A 22,560-nucleotide genomic window follows, 5' to 3' on the forward strand; every position below is an offset into this window, starting at 1 on the left:
CGCGCAAAAAGGGGCCGCACATGATCATCAACCACCCCCTGCTTGGCCCCCGCGACAGCGCCGAATTCGTCTATCTGGGCGCGGCAGAACTGATGAACCGCCCCGATCCCGACACCGCGACTGCAGACGACTGGCACGACTATGCCTATCTGCGCGACAACCCCGCAGGGCCGCATCGCGAGCTGTGGTTTCACGAGGGCGGGGACCGGTCGATCCTGATCGTCACGCGCGACACCACCACGCACGAAATTTCGTCGGTGGAACTCGCGCGCGGGGAGGATCCAAATGACCCAGGCAAACCGGCTCGACGGCGGTCAGATTGATCGCAACACGACGCTCAGCTTTACCTTTGACGGCAAGTCATATGCAGGCCATCCGGGCGACACGCTCGCCTCGGCGCTGCTGGCCAACAACGTCCGCCTGATGGGACGTTCGTTCAAGTACCACCGCCCGCGCGGCCCTCTGACCGCCGGGTCAGAGGAACCCAACGCCATCGTGGAGTTGCGCAACGGCGCGCGGCAGGAGCCCAACACGCGCGCCACCACGGCAGAACTGTTTGAGGGGCTCGCGGCAAAATCGCAAAACCGCTGGCCCAGCCTCGCCTTCGACGCGATGGCGATCAATGACCGCTTCTCGAACTTTCTGACCGCAGGGTTTTACTACAAGACCTTCATGTGGCCCGCCGCGTTCTGGGAAAAGCTGTATGAGCCGATCATCCGCAAGGCCGCCGGTCTCGGCTCTCTCTCGATGCAGGCCGACCCCGATGACTATGACAAGGGGTTCCGCCACTGCGATCTGCTGATCATCGGCGCGGGGCCTGCGGGCCTGAGTGCTGCGCTGACTGCGGGTCGTGCGGGCAAGCACGTGATCCTCGCGGACGAGGATTTCCGCATGGGTGGACGGCTGAACGGCGAAACCTTCACCATCGCCGATATGGCCGGGCCCGATTGGGCCGCGCAGACAGTCGCCGAACTGAGCGCGCTGCCCAATGTCCGCCTGATGCCCCGCACCACGGTCATCGGCGCCTTCGATCACGGCATTTATGGCGCGGTCGAGCGGATCAGCGACCACCTCGCCACACCGCCCGAGGGCAAGCCCCGCCAGATCCTCTGGCGCATCTACGCCCCGCAAACCCTGCTCTGCGCGGGTGCCACAGAACGTCCCATCGCGTTCGAGAACAACGACCGCCCCGGCATCATGCTGGCGGCGTCCTTGCGCGCCTATGCCAACCGCTGGGCGGCCACGCCTGCGCAGCGTGTCGCGATCTTTACCAACAATGACGATGGCCACCGCACGGCGCAGGACCTGCACGCCAAGGGGGTCAAGATCGCCGCCGTCATCGACACCCGCCCGGACGCGCAGCGCAGCCACGACTATGAGGTTTTGCAAGGCGCGCAGGTGGCCGACACCAAGGGGCGTTTGGGTCTCACCTTTGTCGAGGTGACCCTTGCGGACGGCAGCAACCGCACCATCGAATGTGGTGCATTGGGCGTGTCGGGTGGCTGGAATCCCAACGTACATCTGACCTGCCACCAGCGGGGTCGGCCCACATGGGACGACACCCTCGCCGCCTTTGTCCCCGGAGGCGCGCTGCCCCCCGGCATGACAGTGGCGGGGGCCGCAAACGGCGCGTTCTCGACCCACGGCGCGCTGGCATCGGGCAGGGACGCGGCGCGCAAGGCGCTGGGCCTTAAGGGCCGCGCACCGGCTGTCCCCGAGGCCGAAGACGCCCCCGTCACCCAGACCCCGTTCTGGTGTGTGCAGGGCTGTTCGCGCGCCTGGCTCGACCAGCAGAACGACGTCACGGTCAAGGACGTGAAACTGAGCCATCAGGAAGGCTTCCGCTCGGTCGAGCACCTCAAGCGGTACACCACGCTGGGCATGGCCACCGATCAGGGCAAGACGTCCAACATGGGTGGCCTCGCCATCATGGCCGAACTTGCGGGCAAGTCGATCCCGGAGGTCGGCACCACCATCTTCCGCCCGCCCTATACCCCCACCGCCATCGGTGCGTTGGCAGGCCGGATGCGGGGCAAGGAGTTTCACCCGACCCGCCTGACGCCATCGCACTTCTGGGCCAAGGAACGCGGCGCGGTCTTTGTCGAGGTCGGCAACTGGCTGCGCGCGCAGTGGTTCCCGCTGCCCGGTGAAACCCACTGGCGGCAATCGGTTGACCGCGAGGTCACCGCCACCCGCGCGTCCGTCGGTGTGTGCGACTGCACCACGCTGGGCAAGATCGACGTGCAGGGCAGCGATGCGGCCATCTTCCTGAACAAGATCTACTGCAACGGTTTCGCCAAACTGGCCGTGGGCAAGACCCGCTATGGCCTGATGCTGCGCGAGGACGGGATCGCCATGGATGACGGCACCGCCGCGCGACTGGCCGAGGATCAGTTTGTCGTCACCACAACCACGGCCAATGCGGCACGCGTCTATCAGCACATGGAATTCGTGCGTCAATGCCTGATGCCTGACGCGGATGTGCAACTGATCTCGACCACCGAGGCCTGGGCGCAATACGCCGTCGCGGGGCCCAATTCGCGCCGCCTGCTGCAAAAGATCGTGGACGCTGATCACGACATCTCGAACGAAGGGTTCCCCTTCATGGCCTGCGCCAACATCACCGTGTGCGGCGGCCTGCGCGCGCGTCTCTTCCGCATCTCGTTCTCGGGTGAGTTGGCGTTCGAGATCGCCGTGCCATCCCGCTACGGCGACGCACTGATGCGCAGGTTGATGGCCGAGGGCGAAGAATTCGACGTCACGCCATACGGCACCGAGGCGCTGGGGGTCATGCGCATCGAAAAGGGGCACGCGGCGGGCAATGAGCTGAACGGCACCACAACCGCGCTGAACCTCGGGATGGGCCGCATGGTGTCCAAGGCCAAGGACAGCATCGGCGCCAAACTGTCCGAACGGCCCGGCCTGAACGCGGCGGATGCGCTGATGCAAGTCGGCCTGCGACCCGTAAACGCAGAGGACAAGATCACCGCAGGCGGGCACCTGATGGATGCCACGGGGCCGGTCGATGCCAAGCACGACCAGGGCTATGTCACCTCCGCCGCCTACTCGCTCACACTGGGCAGCATGATCGGGCTGGGGTTCCTCAAGGACGGGGGCAACCGGATGGGCGAAACCCTGCGCCTCGTCTCGCCCGTGACCGATCTGACCGTCGCGGTCGAGGTTGTTTCTGCCCATTTCGTCGACCCCGAAGGAGAACGTGTGCGTGCATGACCTGACCCCCATCACCGCCCTTGGTGGCACCAGCCCGCGCATCGACACGGTTGGGGATGTGTCCCTGACCGAAGTGCCTGATGTCGCGCTCGCCTCTGTCGCGGCGCGCAGCGGGCAAGAGGGCGCGTGCAACGCCAAACTGAAAACGCTTCTGGGCGCAGATGCGCCGGGGCCGGGCAAAGCCGCGCAGACCCATCCACTCGCCGCTGTCTGGATGGGGCCGGAGCAGTGGATGCTGCTGGCCGACGTCTCCACGCACGAGGAGATCGCGGCCGAGGTCAAATCGCATCTGGGCGATACCGCGTCCGTCACCGAACAGACGGACGCATGGGCGTGTTTCGACCTGACCGGGCCACGCACAGATGCGGTGCTGGAATTGCTGTGCAACATCAACCTGACGGCGTTCGACACCGGGGATGCCACGCGGACCTCCATCCATCACCTTGGCTGTTTCGTGATCTGCACGCAGGCCGGTCAGACGGTCCGCATCCTTGGCCCCCGCGCCTCTGCCGGTTCCCTGCATCACGCGATCACTACGGCCATGGCCGCCGCGCTTTAGGCCGGGGGCAGGGGCACGTTGCCCTGCACGCGGAACGAATTGATGCGGCGGCGGTCCTCTTGCGGGCTGACGCCAAAGGCGGCGCGATAATGGGTCATCAACGGCGTGGCAGAGGTGTAGCCGACCGCCTGCGCAATGCTCAGCACCGTGTCCTTGGAATAGAGCACCAATTGCCGCGCGGCCTTCATCCGCATGTCGCGGTAGTAATGCGTGGGGCTTTGCCCCGTCGCCTTCTTGAAGGCGCGTTCGATCTGGCGCGGTGTGACGTGCAGCGATGTGGCCACATCGGCCACTGAAATCGGGTCTTCGATATGCGCGGCAAACAGCGCGGCGGCGCGCGCCACGAGGTCCGGCAGATCAGGCGCAGCGCTGGGGCGCATGGGCACGCGCTGCTGCACCCCTTCGCCGCGCACGGTGGCATGCTGGAACCAGCAGGCGACCTCATGGGCGATGTCAGCACCCAGCCGATCCTCGATCAGGCGCAGGGCGAGGTCAAAGGCCGAGGCCGCCCCCGACACCGTATACCTGCGGCGGTCCATGGTGATGACGTCATCCGTCATCTCGATCTCGGGAAAGGCGCTGCGAAACGCGGCCTCGTAACACCAATGGACCGAACATTTGTGCCCGGCGACCACGCCGGACCGGGCGAGGGGGAACACACCGCCACTGATCGCGCCTAGGATGGCGCCATGACGATCCAGGCGGCGCAACGCGCCATTGCCCAGTTTCGGGTCTTGAAAGGTGCTGGCGGGCGCGCCCAACAGGAACAGGACGTCACAGTCCACCACATCGGCCAGGGCCATGTCCGGCTCGAAGGCGACGCGGGCGCTCGACAGGGTGCGCGCGCCGGTTTCGGACACCAGATGCCAGTCGAACACCTGCGCCTCCGCGATCTCGTTGGCGGCGCGCAGCGGTTCGATCACCGATGTCAGGCAGGCCATGGGAAAGCCCGGAAAGATCAGAAAGCCAACGTGCATGATTTCACTCGTGTTCAACTTTTGTGTTATCAAGGGAATAATTTATCCTATGGTGGAACAATGAAGCCCAAGAAGCGAATTGTCTCCGGACCCGGGGCTGCATAGAAAGCGGACATTGTGAACATAGAAAAGATAGATGCCGACGTGGCCAGCAAACTTACCCAGGATCCGCATAGAACACGCGATGGCGAGCGCGAGAAAGTGCTGGAAGTGGCCATTGGCCGGGAAGTGCGCGCCTTTCGCCGCCAGCAGGAAATCACGGTGGCCGAACTGGCCCAGATCACGGGGCTGTCCATCGGGATGCTGTCCAAGATCGAGAATGGCAATACGTCCCCGTCCCTGACCACATTGCAGCTTCTGGCCAATGCGCTGTCCGTGCCATTGACCAGCTTCTTTCGCCGGTTCGAGGAAAGCCGCCAGGCCGTGCACACCAAGTCGGGCGAGGGTGTGTCGATCGACCGCGAGGGCACGCGCGCGCATCATCAATACAACCTTCTGGGCCATATCGGTTCAAACGCCTCGGGCGTCATTGTCGAGCCATATCTGATCACCCTGACTGCCAAATCCGATGTGTTCCCGACCTTCCAGCATGGCGGTATCGAGACGATCTACATGCTTGAGGGAGAAGTGGACTATCGGCACGGGGATGACGTGTTCCCGCTCAAACCCGGCGACACGCTGTTTTTCGATGCCGACGCGCCACACGGGCCGGAAAAGCTGGTGTCGCTGCCGGCCCGCTATCTGTCGATCATCAGCTATCCGCAAAACACCTGAGGGCTATTTGGCCAGGGGCGGCTCGGTCTCTGCATCCGGGAAAACGCCAGGAGAGGTGGGCAGCCCATCGTCGAATTGCGACAGGTAGTCGAGCATCATGGGCCGGTTGTCGATGAACCCCTTGTAGGTGGCCAGTTCCACCGGCAGATCGCGCACAACGCGGTGCAGGCGGCGGCCCCATTTCGGCATCGTCATCAGGTCCTGGAAACTGCACAGGTAGCAGCGGATCGGGAACACCAGCCCATTCGAGCGGGGCAGGCGGAAGAATGTCTGCAATTCGACCCGCAGATGCTGTTTCGCGCCGATGTTCTCGGGTGTCAGCGTGGTCTTCTGGATGCCCCATTTGTGGTAGTTCTCGGGGGAGGTGTCGAGCAGCGGATTGACTGTCATTGTCCAGTTGAGCCGCCGCGCGGGCGCCCCTTGCTGGATGTTCAGCAGGAATTTCAGAGCGCGAACAAAGATGCCCTTTTCATGGGCCAGCGGCACCGGCGCGTGCCATTCGAAAAAGTTCATGCCGATGTCGAAATCAAGGCTCCAGTCGGCTTGGGTCGTCACCATGCCAGCGTCCATCCACAGGTTGTTATCCCGTTGATCCAAAACGCAGAAATCGCCCTGGGTCTGGCGCGTGATGTATTCCATCGGGCCATAGGGCAGGGTGGTGTCGTCGAGAAAGGTGAAGGTGTCGTCGATCCCCAGCGGCTTGTTGATCCAGCGCCATGTGTTGCCGTCGCGGTGCAATTCGAACAGATCCGGGTAGTCCTCGGATTTGGAGACCATGATCAGTTCCAGCAGGTCCCACCCCGCCAGCGTCATGTGCGGCAGGGACTGGCAGCGCAGCGGATCGTCCGCCAGCACCATCGCGCGGTCCCGCATTTCGCTGACATAGTGTTCGTCCACATCGAACCGCTTTTCATAGACCGACCCCTCGGGCCCGCCCCGGTGCTGTTCCATGTTGACGGCGTACATGTAGCTGTCTTCGTGGAACGGAAACGGGAACCGTTTGATCGCCCAGTCGGAGTTGTGGAACGAATAGTCGTCGCGAAAGGTCTCGTCGTTGAATTGAATGGTCATCGCTCAAGCTCCAATGTCCCGATAAAGCGGCTGACGCAGGGCATGATTTTCTTGCCTGCCGCGTGCTGATCGTCTTCCAGCCAGTGATCGCGGTGGATGAATTCTCCGTCCGCGCGCGCCACGTCCGTCTCGCATTGCCCGCACGACCCGCCCCGGCACAGGAACGGGGCCTCGACCCCGGCGCGTTCGATGGCTTCCAGCAGGCTTTCGTGTTCGCCCACGGTGATCGTCTTGTCGGATTTGCACAGGCGCACCTCGAAGGGCACGCCGGGGGCGGGGGCCAGGAATTCCTCGGAATGGACATGGGCGTCTGGCCACCCGGCGGCCGAGGCCGTGGCATGGACCCAGTTGATCATGCCCTTGGGACCACAGACATAAGCGTGCGTGCCCAGCGGTTGGCCGTCCAGCAGGTGTTCCAAATCAATCGCCTGGTTCTGATCGTCGTAATAGACATGCACCTTGTTGGGGTGCTTGTAGGTCAACTGATCCACATAGGTCCCAAGCGCTTCGGTCCGGCAGCCATAGTGCAATTCCCACGCGCCGCCCATGCGTTCAAGCTGTGCAATCATGGACATGAAGGGCGTGATGCCGATGCCCCCGGCAAAGAACAGATGTTTGCGTGCCCGCAGATCGAGCGAGAACAGGTTCACCGGATAGGTGATCGTCATCTCGTCCCCAACGGACACATTGCGGTGCATGAACAGCGACCCGCCACGCCCTTCGTCATCACGGCGCACCGAAATGGCATAGGTGGACAGGTCAGCCGGGTCCGACATCAGCGAATAGGGGTTCAGGCGGGCACGATCCCCGTCCTGCATGGTCACAACCGTATGCGCGCCGCCGGAAAACGGCGGGAACTGCACCCCGTCACGGCGCTGGAATTCGAACCGGGTGACAAGGTCGTTCAAAGGGACAACCGCCGACACGACCACGTCGATCTTCTCGGCGCCGGGCTTGGCTTTTTGCGGGGCGGCACTCATTCGTAAATCCCCTTGGGTGCGGGCACGTTGCCCGGATCCTCGGCGTCTATGCACACGCCCTGATAGGCGGCCAGACGGCGCGAATAGTGATCGCGCACAAACAGGTTCAGCCCGCAATGGCTGCACACGAACGGGTCGGTTTCCACGTCCTCGGTGATGCCCTTGCAATGCACGCATTGCATCCGGCGCGCGACCGATCCGCGATGTTCGGTCTGGATGGCGGTGTGCGGAATGCCCGCCATCATCGCCTCGTTCTGGGCTTGGCCCATCAACCCCTCGGTCCCGGTCAGGTAGACCTGCAAGCCCATATGCGCGTCCTGCAACACCCGGCGGATGCGCTGCACGGAGGCGGCATAGCTCGGCCCCTCATAGAACTGCGCGGGGTTCAGGGCGCGCAACTGGTCGGTAAAACCGGCACCACGCGGGATGTAGATGATGTGTGTCTGCGCCATCAGATCGGGCGTCGCGATCCCGAGGATCGCCTCGGCCCCTTCGGCATCCGCAATCATCAGATGCGCCTTGCCCGGACGCGCCTCAAGCGTGCCATAGACTGGCCTGCTCTTGATCGACGGGGGAAATTCGAATTTCGACATACCTGTCCTCGTCACGTGAAAAGGGCGCCGGTTTCTATCCCAGCGCCCTTTGAAAAATCAGCCCTTTGCAGTGCGGATCGACTTGTCCTTGTCATAGAACGGCATCTCTTCCGCCGTCGCGGCCAGTTCGGTGCCATCAGGCTGCACCACGGTCAGTTTCGTACCGGGGCTCGCGACTGATGGATCAAGCCGCGCGATGGCGACGGAATAGCCGTTCAGGTCCGACGACAGGCCATAGGTGATCACACCCACATCCTTGCCATCGTGGTGCACGCGGGCAAACATCTCCATCTGGTCCATGGCGTCGCCTTCCAGCTTCACGCCGTAAATCTTGAACCGCTCCTTGCCCTTCATGGCATAGTGGTTTTCCGAGCCGATGAACCCTTCCTTGCCGGGGGACACGGTGAAATCGAGGCCCAGTTCCCACAGGCTGTCACCCGCAGGCGAGCCATCCGCGAAGGGGAAGGTTTCGGAGTTGTCGCCGGGATAAAACAGCAGATACGACTCAATCCGCAGCATATCGAGGGTGCTGAACTGCGTCGGGCGCACGTCGTCGCCACCGGCTGCCAGCACGTTGTCCCAGATATGCACCGCATCCTTGGCGCGGCAGAAAATCTCGTATCCCCGCTCGCCGGTGTAGCCGGTGCGCGAGATCATCACGTCGCGACCATAAAGGCGCGTCTGTATGATGCCGAAATAGGCCAGATCGCGAATGGCTGGGATGTCCTTGGCCAGGATGTCGACGGCCTTGGGGCCTTGCAGCGACATGTCGTGCAGATCATCATCCATGATGACGGAACAGTTCTTGGCCGCAGCCACGGTGGTCAACTGCTCCATCCCGATGCCGGTGCCGTGCACCACCAGCCAGGAATTGACGGCGATATGGTAGATCACGCAGTCGTCCACGAACAGCCCGCGATCATCCAGCATACAGGCGTAAACGGCGCGGCCGGGTGCGATCTTTTCCACGTTGCGCGTGGTCACGCGGTCGATGACGTAAGCGGCGTCTTCACCTACCACATGCACCTTTTTCAGGCCCGACACATCCATCAGGCCCGCCTTGGTGCGGATCGCCTCGTAATCGGCTTTGGCGCGCTCGGGCGTGTTGTCGTAGAACCACGCGGTTCCCATGCCATTCCAGTCTTCCAGCTCACCGCCGATCTCGGCGTGGCGTCCCGCAAGGGCGGATGTTCTCCATAGAATGGCCATGTGGTGTTCCCTGTTCGTTATGAGTCTTGTTGATGGGTATTGAGCCTCAGCCCATGTTAAAAAGCAAGAATGCGGTGCAACTTTTTTTCCTGTTGGGCAAGTTTCGCATGCAAAAGGGGCGACCGCTGGCCGCCCCCTTCCGCACGTCTTGCGACTTACTTTTCGTATTGCTTGGTCTTGGCGCTTTCGGTCTTTTGTCCGAACAGCAGCACTGCCACGCAGATCACCATCGCGATCAGGGTGTAGAGGCCCGGCATGGCAGACCCCCAGCCCATGAACATTGCCCCGTCGACAACCGACCAGCTTGCTTCGTCATATGGAAAACCCATGATTTCGTCCTTTCTGTTCGATTACTCGCCCGGCGCCAGGTTGACGCCCGGTGCGGGGATGCCTTCGGGGTAGCCCTCGGCAGGGACCTTGACCATGTCCATGCCTGCGATTTCCGCCCCTTCGGGGATGCGCAACATGCCCATCATCTTGAGGACAAAGGACACCGCGTATCCGGGCACAAAGCCGAGGAGGAAGAAGACAACCGCCCCCACGATCTGACCCATCAGGCTGATCGTCGGCACCTCGCCCGCCGCGCCCTGCAAGGCGGGAAAGCCTGCGCCGAACACACCCAGCAGAACCACGCCATAAAGGCCGATCGTGCCGTGCACGGTCACCGCGCCCACCGCATCGTCGATGCCGCGCTTTTCCAGCCATGTTGCGCAAGGTTTCAGGATCACACCGGCCGAGAAGGCGATGATGAAGGCCAGCGCAGGGAAGTAGATGTCGAGGCCGGACGCGGTCGAGATGATGCCCGCAAGTGCGCCCGACATCATCCAGAACGGATCACGTGTCAGGACCCATGCGCCGATGATGCCACCCGCAACCGCCATCAGGATGTTGAAGGACAACGCCGACAACGTGATGGGTGTGCCGTAGATGGTCGAGGGCTTGTCCGCAAACCAGCTCCACGCCTCTCCGGGCACGATCACACACGCCATGAGGAAGCCCCAGAAGCCCACGATGATCAGCATCAGGCCGGTCACCGTCAGCGGCATGTTGTGCCCTGCGATGTGGTTGGCGCTGCCGTCGGCGTTGAACTTGCCAATGCGCGGTCCAAGGTTGATCAGAACGCCAAGGGCAAAGAACCCGGCCACTGCGTGGACAAGGCCCGCCGCACCAAAGTCATGCACGCCCCATTGCGTGACCAACCAGCCATCTGCGTGCCAGCCCCATGCGGCGGCCACAACCCACGCGAATGAGCCGAGGACCACAGCGAGGATGACAAAGCCGACGGTCTGGATGCGCTCGATCACGGCACCTGACATGATGGATGCGGTTGTCGCGGCAAACAGCGCAAAGGCGCCAAAGAACACGCCGGATGCCTGATCCGCGATGTTCGGGCCCATGTACTGCGCGCTTTCACCCCAACCCCATGCAATGGCGTTGGCATATTCCACACCCGAGATGCCCGCAGGCCCCGGTGCACCCGGCAGACCCGTGGGGAAGCCCCAATAGACCCACCAGCCAAAGAAGTAGAACGTGGGGATCATGAAGGCGAAGGCCAGGATGTTCTTGACCCCCGAACTCAGCACGTTCTTGAGGCGCGAGGCCCCCATCTCATAGGCCAGGAACCCCGCGTGGATGATGATCATCAGCGGGATGGTCAGGTAATAAAACGTCTCCGCAAACATGGTATTGGTCGTACCACTCTTGCTCTGCAGCGCGGCAATCTGGGCCGTCAATTCTGCGATTTGCTCTTCCACGATGAACCCCCGTGTTGGACTGTTGGCTTTGTGCGCCGTCGTATGCACTGCGCGACGCTGGCCAAAGTGAACCACGACAGATTTCCTCTGGCGACTCTTTTTTTAACTGAAGTGAAAAATAGTTTCCCATTGGTTGAGCATCTGATGTAACGATGCTAGCGTTCGAGTCGAACGACAGATCACTTTTTGGGAGGGCCTTCGCCATGTGCGGGATTGTCGGACTTTTTCTGAAAGACGCCTCACTTGAGCCGCAGCTTGGCGACATGTTGACCGACATGCTGATCACCATGACGGACCGCGGGCCCGACAGTGCGGGCATCGCGATTTATGGTGGCGAAACAACGGGTAACGCAAAGCTGACCGTGCAATCGAACACGCCCGACGCCGACTTTGACAAGCTCGACAATGACCTGCGCAAGCGGATCAAGGGCAAGGTGGCGATGGACGTCAAGGACACGCATGCGGTGCTGTCGATACAGGCCGACCAGGTGGCTGCGGCCCGCGAAATCCTCACCGAAATCCGCCCCAATCTGCGGGTGATGAGCCACGGTTCGACCCTTGAAATCTACAAGGAAGTCGGATTGCCCAAAGATGTGGCAAACCGCTTCGATATCCGGCAAATGTCCGGAACGCACGGGATCGGGCACACACGCATGGCGACTGAGTCGGCGGTGACGACCATGGGCGCACACCCGTTCAACACCGGCATCGATCAGTGCCTCGTGCACAATGGCTCGCTTTCCAACCACAACTCGCTGCGCCGCAAACTGCGCCGTCTTGGCGTGCATATCGAAACCGAGAATGACACCGAAGTGGGGGCCGCCTATCTCACCTGGAAGATGCAGACCGGATCGACTCTGGGCGAGGCGCTGACCTCAAGCCTTGATGACCTCGACGGCTTCTTTACCTTTGTCGTGGGCACCAAGGACGGGTTTGGCGTCGTGCGCGACCCCATCGCGTGCAAACCCGCCGTGATGGCCGAAACCGATCAATACGTGGCCTTTGGCTCGGAATACCGCGCGCTGGTGAACCTGCCGGGCATCGAAGGGGCCAGGGTTTGGGAACCCGAGCCCGCAACCGTCTATTTCTGGTCGCACAACGCGGCCCCAACCGCGCAAGAGAAAGCGGCGTAAATGCAAACATTCGACTTGGAAGCGCAGGGCCTCCGTGCGCTCAACTCCACCTTGCATGCGCAGGCGGACAACACCAACCAGACACATTGGGAAATCGTGAACCCCAAGGGCAGCCATGCGATTGCCGTGGGTCTCGACGCGCCGATCGAGGTGAATATCAAGGGCTCGACGGGCTATTACTGCGCCGGAATGAACAAGCAGGCGACCGTGCATGTGCACGGTTCTGTCGGGCCGGGTACGGCGGAAAACATGATGTCGGGCCTGGTCGTGGTCGAAGGGGATGCCTCGCAATATGCGGGCGCCACGGGCCATGGCGGCACGCTGGTGATCAAGGGCAATGCCTCGTCGCGCTGCGGTATCTCGATGAAGGGCATCGACATCATCGTGCACGGCAATATCGGGCACATGTCAGCCTTTATGGCGCAATCGGGCAATCTGGTGGTCTGCGGGGATGCAGGCGAGGCGCTGGGCGATTCACTTTACGAGGCGCGTCTATTTGTGCGCGGTTCGGTGAAATCGCTCGGTGCCGACTGCATCGAGAAAGAGATGCGGCCCGAACACATCGCCATTCTGGAAGAGTTGCTGGAACGCGGGCAATGCGATGCCAAGGCGTCCGAATTCAAACGCTATGGATCGGCCCGCAAACTCTATAACTTCAACATCGACAACGCGTATTGAGGGCCGGACGATGAAAGACGATTCCAACGGCGCTCCGCGCAAACCTGACGATAATGACGCTCCGCGCACGATGCCGATCCAGTCTGCCACATTCTCCAACCCGGTGAATGCGGAAATCCGGCGCGCTGCGGCCACCGGCATCTATGACATCCGGGGCGGCGGGGCCAAGCGCAAGCTGCCCCATTTCGACGACCTGTTGTTTCTGGGCGCGTCCATCTCGCGCTACCCGCTCGAAGGCTATCGCGAGAAATGCGAAACATCCGTGACGCTCGGCACCCGCTTTGCCAAAAACCCGATCCAGCTTGATATTCCCGTGACCATCGCGGGCATGTCCTTTGGCGCGCTGTCCGGCGGGGCCAAGGAGGCATTGGGGCGCGGGGCCACGATGGCGGGTACGTCAACCACCACCGGCGATGGCGGCATGACCGAGGAAGAGCGCGGCCATTCCAACAAGCTGGTCTATCAATACCTGCCCTCACGCTATGGCATGAACCCGGACGATCTGCGCCGCGCCGATGCGATTGAAATCGTGGTGGGGCAAGGGGCCAAGCCCGGTGGGGGCGGCATGCTTCTGGGGCAGAAGATTTCCGATCGCGTGGCCGAAATGCGCAACCTGCCCAAAGGGATCGACCAGCGGTCTGCCTGTCGGCACCCGGATTGGACCGGCCCCGATGACCTTGAAATCAAGATCCTCGAGCTGCGCGAGATCACCAATTGGGAAAAGCCGATCTATATCAAGGTCGGCGGCGCGCGTCCCTATTTCGACACTACCCTCGCCGTCAAGGCAGGCGCGGACGTTGTCGTGCTGGACGGGATGCAGGGCGGCACGGCGGCCACGCAGGACGTGTTCATCGAACATGTGGGCCAGCCCATCCTTGCCTGTATCCGCGAGGCGGTGCGCGCATTGCAAGACCTCGACATGCACCGCGAGGTGCAGTTGGTCGTGTCGGGCGGTATCCGCACGGGTGCGGATGTAGCCAAGGCGATGGCCCTTGGCGCGGACGCTGTTGCCATCGGTACTGCAGCACTGATCGCCTTGGGTGACAATGACCCGAAATGGGAGGCCGAGTACAACGCACTCGGCACCACCGCAGGGGCCTATGACGATTGGCACGAAGGGCAGGACCCCGCAGGGATCACCACGCAGGACCCCGAGTTGATGGCCCGTTTCGATCCCATCGAAGGGGGGCGGCGGCTCAACAACTATCTCAAGGTCATGACGCTTGAGGCGCAGACCATTGCGCGCGCCTGCGGCAAGAACCACCTGCATAATCTTGAGCCCGAAGACCTCTGCGCCCTGACGCTAGAGGCAGCGGCGATGGCCAAAATTCCGCTTGCGGGCACCGACTGGTATCCCGGCAAGCCCGGGACCTCTTATTAACCTCTCAAGACAGGGCGCGGCCATCACGGCACGCGCCCTCACCACATAAAAGACCAACAGGAACAGACAGATGACCACCGATCTTGCCAAGTTCGCCGCCGACAATGGCGTGAAATACTTCATGATTTCCTTCACCGACCTCTTTGGCGGCCAGCGGGCCAAGCTGGTGCCGGCCCAGGCCATCGCGGACATGCAGGAAGACGGCGCAGGCTTTGCCGGTTTCGCCACTTGGCTCGACATGACGCCCGCGCATCCAGACATGCTGGCGGTGCCTGATCCTTCGTCCGTGATTCAACTGCCCTGGAAGCCAGAGGTTGCGTGGGTCGCAGGCAATTGCGTGATGGAAGACGAGGATGTCGCCCAAGCGCCGCGCAACGTGCTGCGCCGCTTGATCGACGAGGCCGCCGCCGAAGGGCTGCACGTCAAGACCGGGATCGAAGCTGAATACTTCCTGATGACACCGGACGGTCAGCAGATCAGCGACGAATACGATACGGCGGCCAAGCCCTGCTATGATCAGCAGGCGGTCATGCGCCGCTATGACGTTGTGCGCGAGATTTGCGACTACATGCTCGATCTGGGCTGGGGTCCGTATCAGAACGACCACGAGGACGCGAATGGTCAATTCGAGATGAACTGGGAGTTCGATGACGCCCTGCGCACCGCCGACAAGCATTCCTTCTTCAAGTTCATGACCAAGAGTGTGGCCGAGAAACACGGCTTCCGCGCCACCTTCATGCCCAAGCCGGTTGAAGGTCTGACAGGCAACGGCTGTCACGCCCACATATCTGTCTGGGACGCGCCCGGTGCGGATGCCAAGACCAACGTCTTCGCGATGGAGCCAAATGACAGCTCGCAAACCGCAGAACTGGGCCTGTCCGAAAAGGGCCGCCATTTCCTGGGCGGGATCATGAAGCACGCGAGTGCGCTGGCAGCCATCACCAACCCGACCGTCAACAGCTACAAACGCATCAACGCGCCCCGCACGATGTCGGGGGCCACTTGGGCCCCCAACACGGTCACATGGACCGGCAACAACCGCACGCACATGGTCCGCGTCCCGGGCCCCGGTCGGTTCGAACTGCGCCTGCCCGACGGGGCGACGAACCCCTACCTGTTGCAGGCGGTCATCATTGCGGCGGGTCTGGACGGCATCCGCACCCAGGCCGATCCGGGCAAGCGGCATGACATCGACATGTACGCAGACGGGCACAAGGTGCGCGGTGCGCCCAAGCTGCCGCTGAACATGCTGGATGCCTTGCGTGAATACGACAAGGACAAGGGGCTGAAGGCGGCGATGGGCGAGGAATTCTCGGCCTCCTACATCAAGATGAAAACGCAGGAGTGGAACGACTTTACCGCGCATTTCTCGCAGTGGGAAAAGGACAATACGCTCGATATCTGAGGTGTGTCCCCGCGGGGACAGGCTGTTCGGTGAGGCAGGGAAATCTCAACCTTTTTGAGATCGCGGCGCGGGGTCAATCACTTGGCCCCGCGTTCGCACGCGAGAGGGTGCATTAACCGTATGTCGGGCACGCTGACGCAGAAGGCGGACGGGCGCGAAATCTAGCGCAGCCAGCCGACCCGCGCGGCGATTGTCGAATACCAGAACAGCGCCCCACCGACCATCAGAGCGAGGAAGGTGCTGGGGGTCAGGCCGACCACCAGAACGGTCTGGATCATGGTGAGCACAATGGCGATCAGCGACACCAGAAGAACGGGCGCCGCCATGCGTGCGCGCAGCAGCAACAGGATGCAGCCCACGGCCCCGCCGAACACCGCCACCGCAAAGGCGAGCGTTGCCCAAAGCGGACGAGTTGCGATGATCAACTGATAGAGTTCCGGCATCTGGGCCACAGCCTCGGCGTTCATCTGGGTGATGAAATTGAGGCACCCCATGAGGTTCCACACGACGCCAAGCCCCGCGATGATCCAAAAACTGAAATGTGGTTTAGTCATGATCCGTTCCTATCCCGTTTTGCAGCAATTATCTGCCCAAAACAAACATGACGATGTGAAACGACAGATAGCATTGAAAGTCAGGTCCTGAACGGGCGCGAAATCGGGGACATTGGCAAAACTGATGTTTTTGCTGATTGCGGCACATGCCGGGATCAGAGCCCGGACCCTACAAATGCCGCGGCGCGCTTCAATGTCTGCTCTGGTGATGAATACGCCTGACACCGCGCTACAATTCATGGAACCAGACCAATTCAAAGGCCCGCATTTCTTGTCCGCGAGTTCCATCCTCAAAAACCGCAATTTCGCGGGCCTGCTTCTTGCCAACACGATCCTTGGTGCGGCGTTTCCCGTTCAGTTGATCCTGGGAGGTCTTGCCGGACTGATGTTGGCGCCAAGCCCGGCGTTAGCGACATTGCCGTCATCGGTCCAGACCATGGCGGGATTGGTTGCGGCGGCACCTTTTTCGCTCTTGATGGGGCGCATGGGTCGGCGGGCAGGCTTTGCCTTTGGGGCGGTCTTGACGCTACTCGGCGCGGTCCTGGCCACCCAGGCGTTGATCTCGCAAAGCTTCGCGCTGCTCTGTGCGGCACATTTCCTGATGGGAGCAGGCTGGGCTTCGTTTCAATACTTTCGCTTCGCTGCCGGCGAGGTTGTCGAGCCGAACTGGCGACCCGTCGCCATCTCTCTGATGCTCAGCTCTCTGCTGGTTGCGGCGATTGTCGGGCCACAAGTGTTCATCATGGCGCAGAACGCTCTTGCACCCATCCCGTTCGCAGGCGCTTACGCGGCGACCGGGATGATTGCCATCCTTGGCCTCGTTTCTCTTGCGACGCTCCGGATGCCTCGACCTGAAAGAGACGCAACAATGACGCCGACGGGGAGGTTCGCCGGTCTTGCTGCGCTCCGGCGTCCAGCGATCAGACAGGCGGTCTGCATCGCTGCACTCTCACAGGGGGTCATGGTGTTCCTGATGATCCCGACGCCGATTGCGATGGTCGGCTGCGGGTTCAGCGAGGCGACTGCCAGCGATGTCGTGCGCTGGCACATCGTGGCGATGTTTGCCCCCAGCTTCTTCACCGGTTTTCTGATCAAGCGGTTTGGCGCGCAACCTATTGCCGTCACCGGACTTGTCATCGTTGGCATTGCGGCGGTTGCGGCTGCGCTTGGCCTGTCGGCCATGCACTTTTATGGATCACTTATCGTTCTCGGCGTGGGGTGGAACTTTGGTTTCATCGGGGGCACGACCATGCTGGATGCCGCTGTGTCGGAGGAAGAGAAGGCGTCTGTCCAGGGTGTCAACGACACGATCATTGCGCTTGTGTCGACGGTCTGCGCCTTTGCTGCGGGGTTTGTGGTTTCGGGCCTCGGATGGACGGTGCTGGCCATGATGTCCGGTGGAGTTGTCCTGCTGGCCCTTGTCGCAGTGATGTCTGGCCACGTCAGATTGGCAAGAAACTGAGAAGACGGCGGTTGATGTGTCCGAAAGGCTTGGTGTTCGGGTCGACACTGCGCGGCACAGCTTCTTGATGGGATGTGTGAAATCCGCCGCGTCGAGTCCGTGATGGGCGACATTTCTCTCAGCACACCTCCCAAAAAACCGCCAGATCAATTTTACTGCTGTTCAAAATAGTTGACTTACAGGGATGATGTCGCTCGAATTGAACCAACGCCACATGCTTAGGAGAGTCGCACCATGCCCAAACGTATCGCCATCATCGGGGCAGGCCCGTCGGGCCTTGCGCAGCTGCGCGCCTTTCAGTCGGCCAAGCAGAACGGAGAGGAGATTCCCGAGATCGTGTGCTTTGAAAAGCAGTCGAATTGGGGCGGGTTGTGGAACTACACCTGGCGCACGGGCGTGGATCAGTATGGCGAACCAGTGCATGGGTCGATGTACCGGTACTTGTGGTCGAACGGGCCCAAGGAAGGGTTGGAGTTCGCCGACTATTCGTTCGAGGAGCATTTCGGCAAGCAGATCGCCTCTTACCCGCCGCGTGCGGTGCTGTTTGACTACATTCAGGGCCGCGTCGAAAAGGCGGGCGTGCGCGACTGGATTCGGTTTGAAACTGCAGTGCGCCGGGTCGAGTTTGAGGGCGGCACGTTCAGCGTGACCGTCAAGGATCTGCCGAATGATCGCGAATACACGGAAGACTTTGATCACGTGATCTGCGCCTCGGGCCACTTTTCGACGCCGAATGTGCCGGAGTTTCCGGGGTTTGAGAGCTTCAAGGGCCGTGTGTTGCACGCCCATGATTTCCGCGACGCGCTGGAGTTCAAGGATCAGGACATTCTGATTGTCGGCACCAGCTATTCCGCCGAAGACATCGGTTCGCAATGCTGGAAATACGGGGCCAAATCCATCACCGTGTCACATCGCACGGCGGCGATGGGATATGACTGGCCCGACAACTGGGCGGAGGTGCCGCTGCTCACGCATGTGGACGGCAAGACGGCACATTTCAAGGATGGCACCAGCCGCGACGTGGATGCGGTGATCTTGTGCACGGGCTATCAGCACCACTTCCCCTTCATGGCCGAGGATCTGTGCCTGAAGACGGCGAACCGGTTGGCCACTGCCGACCTCTACAAGGGGGTCGCGTGGGTGCATAATCCGGCACTGTTCTATCTGGGCATGCAGGACCAGTGGTTCACCTTCAACATGTTCGACGCGCAGGCCTGGTGGGTGCGGGATGCGATCATGGGCAAGATTGCGATGCCGTCAAAGACCGAGATGGAGGCCGATGTGGTCGACCGTGTGGCGCGCGAGGATGCGGGCGCGGATGACTATGACGCGATCTGGTATCAGGGCGACTACATCAAGGAGTTGATTGCCGAGACGGACTATCCGTCCTTCGATGTGGAAGGGGCCTGCAAGGCGTTCAAGGCGTGGAAGGGCCACAAGAAGCAGGGGATCATGACCTTCCGCGACAATGGCTATGCATCCGTCATTACCGGGACCATGGCGCCCAAGCACCATACACCGTGGGTGGATGCGCTAGATGACAGCCTAGAGGTCTATTTGCAGAACTAGGGATTTGGGGCGACGCGCAGGAAGATGAATGTCTGTTGCAGCGCGCCCTTGTCCTTGATCGAAATGCTGACCTGCGCGGTATCCGTGTGGAAGGTGCGCAGGTCGTAGCTGTCGGGGTGGTTCACGCCTTGATCGGTCAGGCCGTCTGTGTTCAGGCACCCCGTCGTGGCATCAATCAACGCGGTGAACGTGTCCGTTGCTGCGGGTGCGCGGTAGTCGAAAGGCCAGCGGCAGTTGAGCGCGCGCGCACCGGTCAGATCGAGCGATGTGGTGCACATGCCGGGCGTGCCGGAGGGCAACGTGATTTCGGTCGTCGTGCCTTGGGTCAGTGCCGTCAGGTCAGCGCAGTACGTGTCTGCATGGGCGGCAGTGGCGCAGAGAGCGAGGACCAAGTAGCGGATCATGGGGCCACCAATCGTTCGCCTTCGACCAGTGTGAAGGGGGTTGGCGGGGTTTTCTTGCTGACCCAATAGAAGGTGCCCGCCCATTCCATGACGAACCATCCTTCCCAGTCGGCATCGCGCGGCCAGATGCTTTGGTATTCGTCCTTGTCGGCGTCGACGCGCCATTCGCCCCGCGTTGATCGGGCGCCGGACTGTGCGTAGATCGTGGTGCCATCGGGGTCGAAGTACTGCCGATACGCCTGACCTTCCCACTTGCCGATGGCGGTGTTGCCCGACAAAAGCGCGTCGATCTCGTGCGCCTTGAGTTTTACCGATTGGGCGTGTGCGGGCAGGGCGAGGGTCAGCAGCGCAATGAGGAAAGCGCGGCGTATCATGAGCGGGGCCGTTCCTTTTTCGGGTCGTAATGGGCGAAGGGGACGATTTCGGCTGGCAGTCGTTTCTGGTGGCCGTCGAGTTTGCCGATTTCGACTTGGGTGCCTGTGTCTGCGTGCGCCACGTCGATGCGGGCGAGCGCGATGTTCTTGTCGAGCAGCGGCGAGCGCATGGAGGACGTGACCTCGCCCACTTGGGCGCGCCCGATATGGATGCAATCGCCGTGATCGACTTGCACGTTGCTGTCGATGTCGAGGCCGACGAGTTTGCGGCTGGGATGTTCCTTGCGCCGGATCAGGGCGTCGCGGCCGATGAAGTCGTCGGGTTTGGATTTGAGCGGGACGGTGAAGCCGATCCCAGCCTCGAACGGGTCGGTCTGGTCGGAGAAATCGTAGCTTGCAAAGATCAGCCCCGCCTCGATCCGCACCATATCCAGCGCCTCAAGCCCCATGGGGCGCAACCCGTGATCCTGTCCCGCCTCCCAGATCGCGTCGAAAATCTCGGGGGCGTGTTTGGGGTGGCACATGACCTCGTAGCCCAATTCGCCCGTATAGCCGGTGCGCGAGATGACGAAGGGCGTGCCGCTTTCGGTGTTGAGGCGCGCGGGCGTGAAGCGGAACCAGCCGAGTTGGTCGAACTCGGGGTTGTGTGGGGCGGTCCAGACGATCTTGCGCAAGAGATCGCGGCTTTCCGGGCCCTGGACGGCGACGTTGTGGAGCTGGTCGGTGGAGGAGCGGACCAGCACTTTCAGCCCCAGTTTCTCCGCCTGTTCGCGCAGCCATTCGCCGCCATAGTCGTTGCCACCGATCCAGCGGAAGTTGTCCTTGCCCAGCCTGAACACGGTGCCATCGTCGATCATGCCGCCGTGTTCATAGCACATCGCGGTGTAGACAACGCCGCCCACGGCGAGCGTTTTCATGTTGCGGGTGAAGACGTATTGGCAGAGCGCCTCGGCATCTGGACCAGTGATTTCGAACTTGCGGAGCGGGGAGAGGTCCATGATCACCGCCTTTTGGCGACAGGCCCAGTATTCCTCGATCGGGCCAGCCTCGGCAAAGCAGTTGGCCAGCCAGTAGCCGTTGTATTCGACAAAGTTGCGGGTGTGCTTGGCGAATTGATCGTGGAAGGCGGTTTGTTTGGTCATTTTTGGGTCCGCATCAGGGGTGGGCCGGTAGGCAACGCTGCGTTGGAAGGTTTCGCGCCCGCTATAGGTGCGCACGTGGATGTCGGTGGGGTTCCAGCCGTTGGCCGCCGTTGTGTCGTCGGGGCAGGCGGAGGAGACGCAGACGATGTCCGTCAGCGCCCGCAGCAGCACGTAGTCGCCGGGGCGCGACCAGGGTTCGTCGGAATACATCACCCCGTGTTCGTCGAGAAAGGTGTTGAAGAAGAAGTTGATCGCCATCCAGCCGGGGCGGCCCGTGACATTGAACTCGGACAGTGCGGAGTTGAAGTTTTCCGAGCAGTTGGCGTGGCCGGGATAGCCGATGTCGTCGTAGTACTTGGCCGAGCAGGCGAGGGCAAAGGCGTCATGGCGCCCGCAGGTGTCCTGCACCACTTCGACCAGCGGCAGCATTTCCTGATCGTAGTATTTCGCGTGCAGTCCGGGCATCGGGTAGGCGTGGCCCATGAGGGTACGGGTGGTCGTCACATCCAGCGCATGCTCGATCCCCTTGTCGAGCTTGCGGGCGGAGAAGCATTCGAAATCCGTGCACTGGCGGCCATCGACATCGATGATCTGGATGTAATCGCCCGCTTTGACAAAGAACGCCTCGGCCGTTTGCGTGTGCACGCGGATGTCGGCCAGTGGATCGGCCAGCGGGTCCGGCAGTTCGAATTTGACGTGGCTTTTGATCGTGGCCCGTTTGATCATCACGGTCAGGGGCGTGACGGTATCCTGCGCCTCGGCGTCCATGGCCCCGCCGGGGGCGGCGATGATCAGCGTGCCGTCGCGGGTGACGCGCATCGCCTCTTCGGCCTTGGCGCTTGTGTCGGTGCTGAACAGGCGCACCGCACGTGCTGTGGCCAAGTCGATCTTGCGCGCGTCCAATCCCATGCAAAGACCGCGCAAGCTGTGATCGGTGCCTGCAAGCAGGGCACGCAGACCATCGGCGGTTGCATCCGCGACGCGATCCAGGATGCTGTCGGCGACGCGGCCCTGATCATCCGCGCTGACAAGCTCGCAAACCTGACCGCCCTCGTCATTGATGACCGTCACATAATCCCCGGCCTCGACGGGGATCAACACGGCACCGCCGCCCTGCACCACATAGCGTTCGGTGCCCGGCGGCATGGAGAACTGCGCAGGCTGGATGATCTGGCTGGGGCGCGGCGGGCCGGGCTTTACTTTGGGATAGGGGTCGTCAAGCATTGTCGCCTCCCACGCCGCGCGAATTTGCACTAGCGGAATAAATATTTAACTGTGAGAATACTCATGCAGCGTTGCTGCTGCAAGTA

General features: G+C 61.8%; 22 protein-coding genes. 11 read left to right on the forward strand and 11 right to left on the reverse strand.

Translation table 11 applies throughout. The features are described from left to right. The first annotated feature begins 20 nt into the window (after positions 1–20). The 3 genes from ACMHLQ_RS19225 to ACMHLQ_RS19235 are packed head-to-tail and all read left to right on the forward strand — an operon-like array spanning position 21 to position 3,790. The gene (locus tag ACMHLQ_RS19225) at positions 21–323 is read left to right on the forward strand and encodes a sarcosine oxidase subunit delta (RefSeq protein ID WP_415402293.1); all 303 of its coding nucleotides are present in this window, start codon (positions 21–23) and stop codon (positions 321–323) included. After that, positions 286–3,231 (forward strand): sarcosine oxidase subunit alpha family protein, encoded by a 2,946-nt coding sequence (locus tag ACMHLQ_RS19230; protein WP_415402294.1) that lies wholly within the window; start codon positions 286–288, stop codon positions 3,229–3,231. Before ACMHLQ_RS19225 ends, ACMHLQ_RS19230 begins: the two co-directional genes overlap by 38 nt. Then, on the forward strand, positions 3,224–3,790 hold the full coding sequence (locus ACMHLQ_RS19235; RefSeq protein ID WP_415402295.1) for a sarcosine oxidase subunit gamma: 567 nt from the start codon (positions 3,224–3,226) through the stop codon (positions 3,788–3,790). Before ACMHLQ_RS19230 ends, ACMHLQ_RS19235 begins: the two co-directional genes overlap by 8 nt. Here ACMHLQ_RS19235 and ACMHLQ_RS19240 read toward each other — a convergent pair. Further along, positions 3,787–4,767, reverse strand: coding sequence for a GlxA family transcriptional regulator (locus tag ACMHLQ_RS19240; protein ID WP_415402296.1), 981 nt, complete (start codon positions 4,765–4,767; stop codon positions 3,787–3,789). The two genes, ACMHLQ_RS19235 and ACMHLQ_RS19240, sit on opposite strands and share 4 nt — an antisense overlap. Before the next feature lie 144 nt (positions 4,768–4,911). Here ACMHLQ_RS19240 and ACMHLQ_RS19245 point away from each other — a divergent pair, with 144 nt between their 5' ends. Beyond that, positions 4,912–5,541, forward strand: coding sequence for a helix-turn-helix domain-containing protein (locus ACMHLQ_RS19245; protein ID WP_415402297.1), 630 nt, complete (start codon positions 4,912–4,914; stop codon positions 5,539–5,541). A 3-nt stretch (positions 5,542–5,544) separates the two neighbouring features. Here ACMHLQ_RS19245 and ACMHLQ_RS19250 read toward each other — a convergent pair whose 3' ends face one another. The 6 genes from ACMHLQ_RS19250 to ACMHLQ_RS19275 all read right to left on the reverse strand — a co-directional run bounded on the left by ACMHLQ_RS19250 (position 5,545) and on the right by ACMHLQ_RS19275 (position 11,037). After that, positions 5,545–6,612: a heme-dependent oxidative N-demethylase family protein gene (locus ACMHLQ_RS19250; protein ID WP_415402298.1), complete on the reverse strand. Its 1,068-nt coding sequence runs from the start codon at positions 6,610–6,612 to the stop codon at positions 5,545–5,547. Further along, complete coding sequence (locus ACMHLQ_RS19255) at positions 6,609–7,592, reverse strand: PDR/VanB family oxidoreductase (RefSeq protein WP_415402299.1); 984 nt, start codon at positions 7,590–7,592, stop codon at positions 6,609–6,611. The genes ACMHLQ_RS19250 and ACMHLQ_RS19255 overlap by 4 nt, the downstream gene beginning before the upstream one ends. Then, complete coding sequence (gene dmmA, locus ACMHLQ_RS19260; RefSeq protein ID WP_415402300.1) at positions 7,589–8,185, reverse strand: dimethylamine monooxygenase subunit DmmA; 597 nt, start codon at positions 8,183–8,185, stop codon at positions 7,589–7,591. Before dmmA ends, ACMHLQ_RS19255 begins: the two co-directional genes overlap by 4 nt. Before the next feature lie 57 nt (positions 8,186–8,242). Continuing rightward, on the reverse strand, positions 8,243–9,394 hold the full coding sequence (locus ACMHLQ_RS19265) for an aminomethyltransferase family protein (protein WP_415402301.1): 1,152 nt from the start codon (positions 9,392–9,394) through the stop codon (positions 8,243–8,245). 155 nt (positions 9,395–9,549) lie between these two features. Continuing rightward, positions 9,550–9,723, reverse strand: a complete 174-nt coding sequence (locus ACMHLQ_RS19270; RefSeq protein WP_415402302.1) for a hypothetical protein — start codon at positions 9,721–9,723, stop codon at positions 9,550–9,552. Between the two features lie 21 nt (positions 9,724–9,744). Continuing rightward, complete coding sequence (locus tag ACMHLQ_RS19275; RefSeq protein ID WP_415402303.1) at positions 9,745–11,037, reverse strand: ammonium transporter; 1,293 nt, start codon at positions 11,035–11,037, stop codon at positions 9,745–9,747. Between ACMHLQ_RS19275 and ACMHLQ_RS19280 the strand changes: the two genes are divergently transcribed. The 5 genes from ACMHLQ_RS19280 to glnT all read left to right on the forward strand — a co-directional run bounded on the left by ACMHLQ_RS19280 (position 11,023) and on the right by glnT (position 15,745). Continuing rightward, positions 11,023–11,298, forward strand: coding sequence for a hypothetical protein (locus tag ACMHLQ_RS19280; protein ID WP_415402304.1), 276 nt, complete (start codon positions 11,023–11,025; stop codon positions 11,296–11,298). The genes ACMHLQ_RS19275 and ACMHLQ_RS19280 overlap by 15 nt on opposite strands. Before the next feature lie 53 nt (positions 11,299–11,351). After that, the gene (locus ACMHLQ_RS19285; protein ID WP_415402305.1) at positions 11,352–12,281 is read left to right on the forward strand and encodes a class II glutamine amidotransferase; all 930 of its coding nucleotides are present in this window, start codon (positions 11,352–11,354) and stop codon (positions 12,279–12,281) included. Next, on the forward strand, positions 12,282–12,959 hold the full coding sequence (locus tag ACMHLQ_RS19290) for a protein GlxC (RefSeq protein ID WP_415402306.1): 678 nt from the start codon (positions 12,282–12,284) through the stop codon (positions 12,957–12,959). It abuts the gene before it with no gap. A 10-nt stretch (positions 12,960–12,969) separates the two neighbouring features. Further along, a complete protein-coding gene (locus ACMHLQ_RS19295; RefSeq protein ID WP_415402307.1) occupies positions 12,970–14,340 on the forward strand; it encodes an FMN-binding glutamate synthase family protein in 1,371 nt (456 codons plus the stop codon). Positions 14,341–14,410: 70 nt separating this feature from the next. After that, positions 14,411–15,745 (forward strand): type III glutamate--ammonia ligase, encoded by a 1,335-nt coding sequence (gene glnT / locus ACMHLQ_RS19300; RefSeq protein WP_415402308.1) that lies wholly within the window; start codon positions 14,411–14,413, stop codon positions 15,743–15,745. 161 nt (positions 15,746–15,906) lie between these two features. Here glnT and ACMHLQ_RS19305 read toward each other — a convergent pair whose 3' ends face one another. Further along, complete coding sequence (locus ACMHLQ_RS19305; protein WP_415402309.1) at positions 15,907–16,299, reverse strand: hypothetical protein; 393 nt, start codon at positions 16,297–16,299, stop codon at positions 15,907–15,909. Positions 16,300–16,537: 238 nt separating this feature from the next. Here ACMHLQ_RS19305 and ACMHLQ_RS19310 point away from each other — a divergent pair, with 238 nt between their 5' ends. Together ACMHLQ_RS19310 and ACMHLQ_RS19315 are read left to right on the forward strand one after the other, a co-directional pair. Continuing rightward, positions 16,538–17,761 carry an MFS transporter gene (locus ACMHLQ_RS19310; protein ID WP_415402310.1) on the forward strand — a complete coding sequence of 408 codons (1,224 nt, stop codon included), beginning with the start codon at positions 16,538–16,540 and terminating at the stop codon, positions 17,759–17,761. Positions 17,762–17,995: 234 nt separating this feature from the next. After that, a complete protein-coding gene (locus ACMHLQ_RS19315; protein WP_415402311.1) occupies positions 17,996–19,330 on the forward strand; it encodes an NAD(P)-binding domain-containing protein in 1,335 nt (444 codons plus the stop codon). Here ACMHLQ_RS19315 and ACMHLQ_RS19320 read toward each other — a convergent pair. Genes ACMHLQ_RS19320 through ACMHLQ_RS19330 form a run of 3 tightly spaced genes read right to left on the reverse strand, consistent with a single transcriptional unit; the run spans position 19,327 to position 22,474 of the window. Further along, complete coding sequence (locus ACMHLQ_RS19320) at positions 19,327–19,734, reverse strand: hypothetical protein (RefSeq protein ID WP_415402312.1); 408 nt, start codon at positions 19,732–19,734, stop codon at positions 19,327–19,329. The genes ACMHLQ_RS19315 and ACMHLQ_RS19320 overlap by 4 nt on opposite strands. Further along, on the reverse strand, positions 19,731–20,108 hold the full coding sequence (locus ACMHLQ_RS19325; RefSeq protein WP_415402313.1) for a hypothetical protein: 378 nt from the start codon (positions 20,106–20,108) through the stop codon (positions 19,731–19,733). The genes ACMHLQ_RS19320 and ACMHLQ_RS19325 overlap by 4 nt, the downstream gene beginning before the upstream one ends. Further along, positions 20,105–22,474 (reverse strand): DUF1989 domain-containing protein, encoded by a 2,370-nt coding sequence (locus ACMHLQ_RS19330; protein ID WP_415402314.1) that lies wholly within the window; start codon positions 22,472–22,474, stop codon positions 20,105–20,107. Before ACMHLQ_RS19330 ends, ACMHLQ_RS19325 begins: the two co-directional genes overlap by 4 nt. Positions 22,475–22,560 lie beyond the last annotated feature (86 nt).

Source organism: Tateyamaria algicola (assembly GCF_047715485.1).
In the GTDB taxonomy this organism is placed as follows: Bacteria; Pseudomonadota; Alphaproteobacteria; order Rhodobacterales; family Rhodobacteraceae; genus Tateyamaria.

Excerpts from the sequence above, each read along its gene's own strand:
- ACMHLQ_RS19225 (WP_415402293.1), top strand. The coding sequence starts at position 21 with ATGATCATCAACCACCCCCTGCTTGGCCCCCGCGACAGCGCCGAATTC.
- ACMHLQ_RS19230 (WP_415402294.1), top strand. The coding sequence starts at position 286 with ATGACCCAGGCAAACCGGCTCGACGGCGGTCAGATTGATCGCAACACG.
- ACMHLQ_RS19240 (WP_415402296.1), bottom strand. The coding sequence starts at position 4,767 with ATGCACGTTGGCTTTCTGATCTTTCCGGGCTTTCCCATGGCCTGCCTG.
- ACMHLQ_RS19250 (WP_415402298.1), bottom strand. The coding sequence starts at position 6,612 with ATGACCATTCAATTCAACGACGAGACCTTTCGCGACGACTATTCGTTC.
- ACMHLQ_RS19255 (WP_415402299.1), bottom strand. The coding sequence starts at position 7,592 with ATGAGTGCCGCCCCGCAAAAAGCCAAGCCCGGCGCCGAGAAGATCGAC.
- dmmA (WP_415402300.1), bottom strand. The coding sequence starts at position 8,185 with ATGTCGAAATTCGAATTTCCCCCGTCGATCAAGAGCAGGCCAGTCTAT.
- ACMHLQ_RS19265 (WP_415402301.1), bottom strand. The coding sequence starts at position 9,394 with ATGGCCATTCTATGGAGAACATCCGCCCTTGCGGGACGCCACGCCGAG.
- ACMHLQ_RS19270 (WP_415402302.1), bottom strand. The coding sequence starts at position 9,723 with ATGGGTTTTCCATATGACGAAGCAAGCTGGTCGGTTGTCGACGGGGCA.
- ACMHLQ_RS19275 (WP_415402303.1), bottom strand. The coding sequence starts at position 11,037 with ATGATCATCATCCACGCGGGGTTCCTGGCCTATGAGATGGGGGCCTCG.
- ACMHLQ_RS19285 (WP_415402305.1), top strand. The coding sequence starts at position 11,352 with ATGTGCGGGATTGTCGGACTTTTTCTGAAAGACGCCTCACTTGAGCCG.
- ACMHLQ_RS19290 (WP_415402306.1), top strand. The coding sequence starts at position 12,282 with ATGCAAACATTCGACTTGGAAGCGCAGGGCCTCCGTGCGCTCAACTCC.
- ACMHLQ_RS19295 (WP_415402307.1), top strand. The coding sequence starts at position 12,970 with ATGAAAGACGATTCCAACGGCGCTCCGCGCAAACCTGACGATAATGAC.
- glnT (WP_415402308.1), top strand. The coding sequence starts at position 14,411 with ATGACCACCGATCTTGCCAAGTTCGCCGCCGACAATGGCGTGAAATAC.
- ACMHLQ_RS19305 (WP_415402309.1), bottom strand. The coding sequence starts at position 16,299 with ATGACTAAACCACATTTCAGTTTTTGGATCATCGCGGGGCTTGGCGTC.
- ACMHLQ_RS19310 (WP_415402310.1), top strand. The coding sequence starts at position 16,538 with ATGGAACCAGACCAATTCAAAGGCCCGCATTTCTTGTCCGCGAGTTCC.
- ACMHLQ_RS19315 (WP_415402311.1), top strand. The coding sequence starts at position 17,996 with ATGCCCAAACGTATCGCCATCATCGGGGCAGGCCCGTCGGGCCTTGCG.
- ACMHLQ_RS19320 (WP_415402312.1), bottom strand. The coding sequence starts at position 19,734 with ATGATCCGCTACTTGGTCCTCGCTCTCTGCGCCACTGCCGCCCATGCA.
- ACMHLQ_RS19325 (WP_415402313.1), bottom strand. The coding sequence starts at position 20,108 with ATGATACGCCGCGCTTTCCTCATTGCGCTGCTGACCCTCGCCCTGCCC.
- ACMHLQ_RS19330 (WP_415402314.1), bottom strand. The coding sequence starts at position 22,474 with ATGCTTGACGACCCCTATCCCAAAGTAAAGCCCGGCCCGCCGCGCCCC.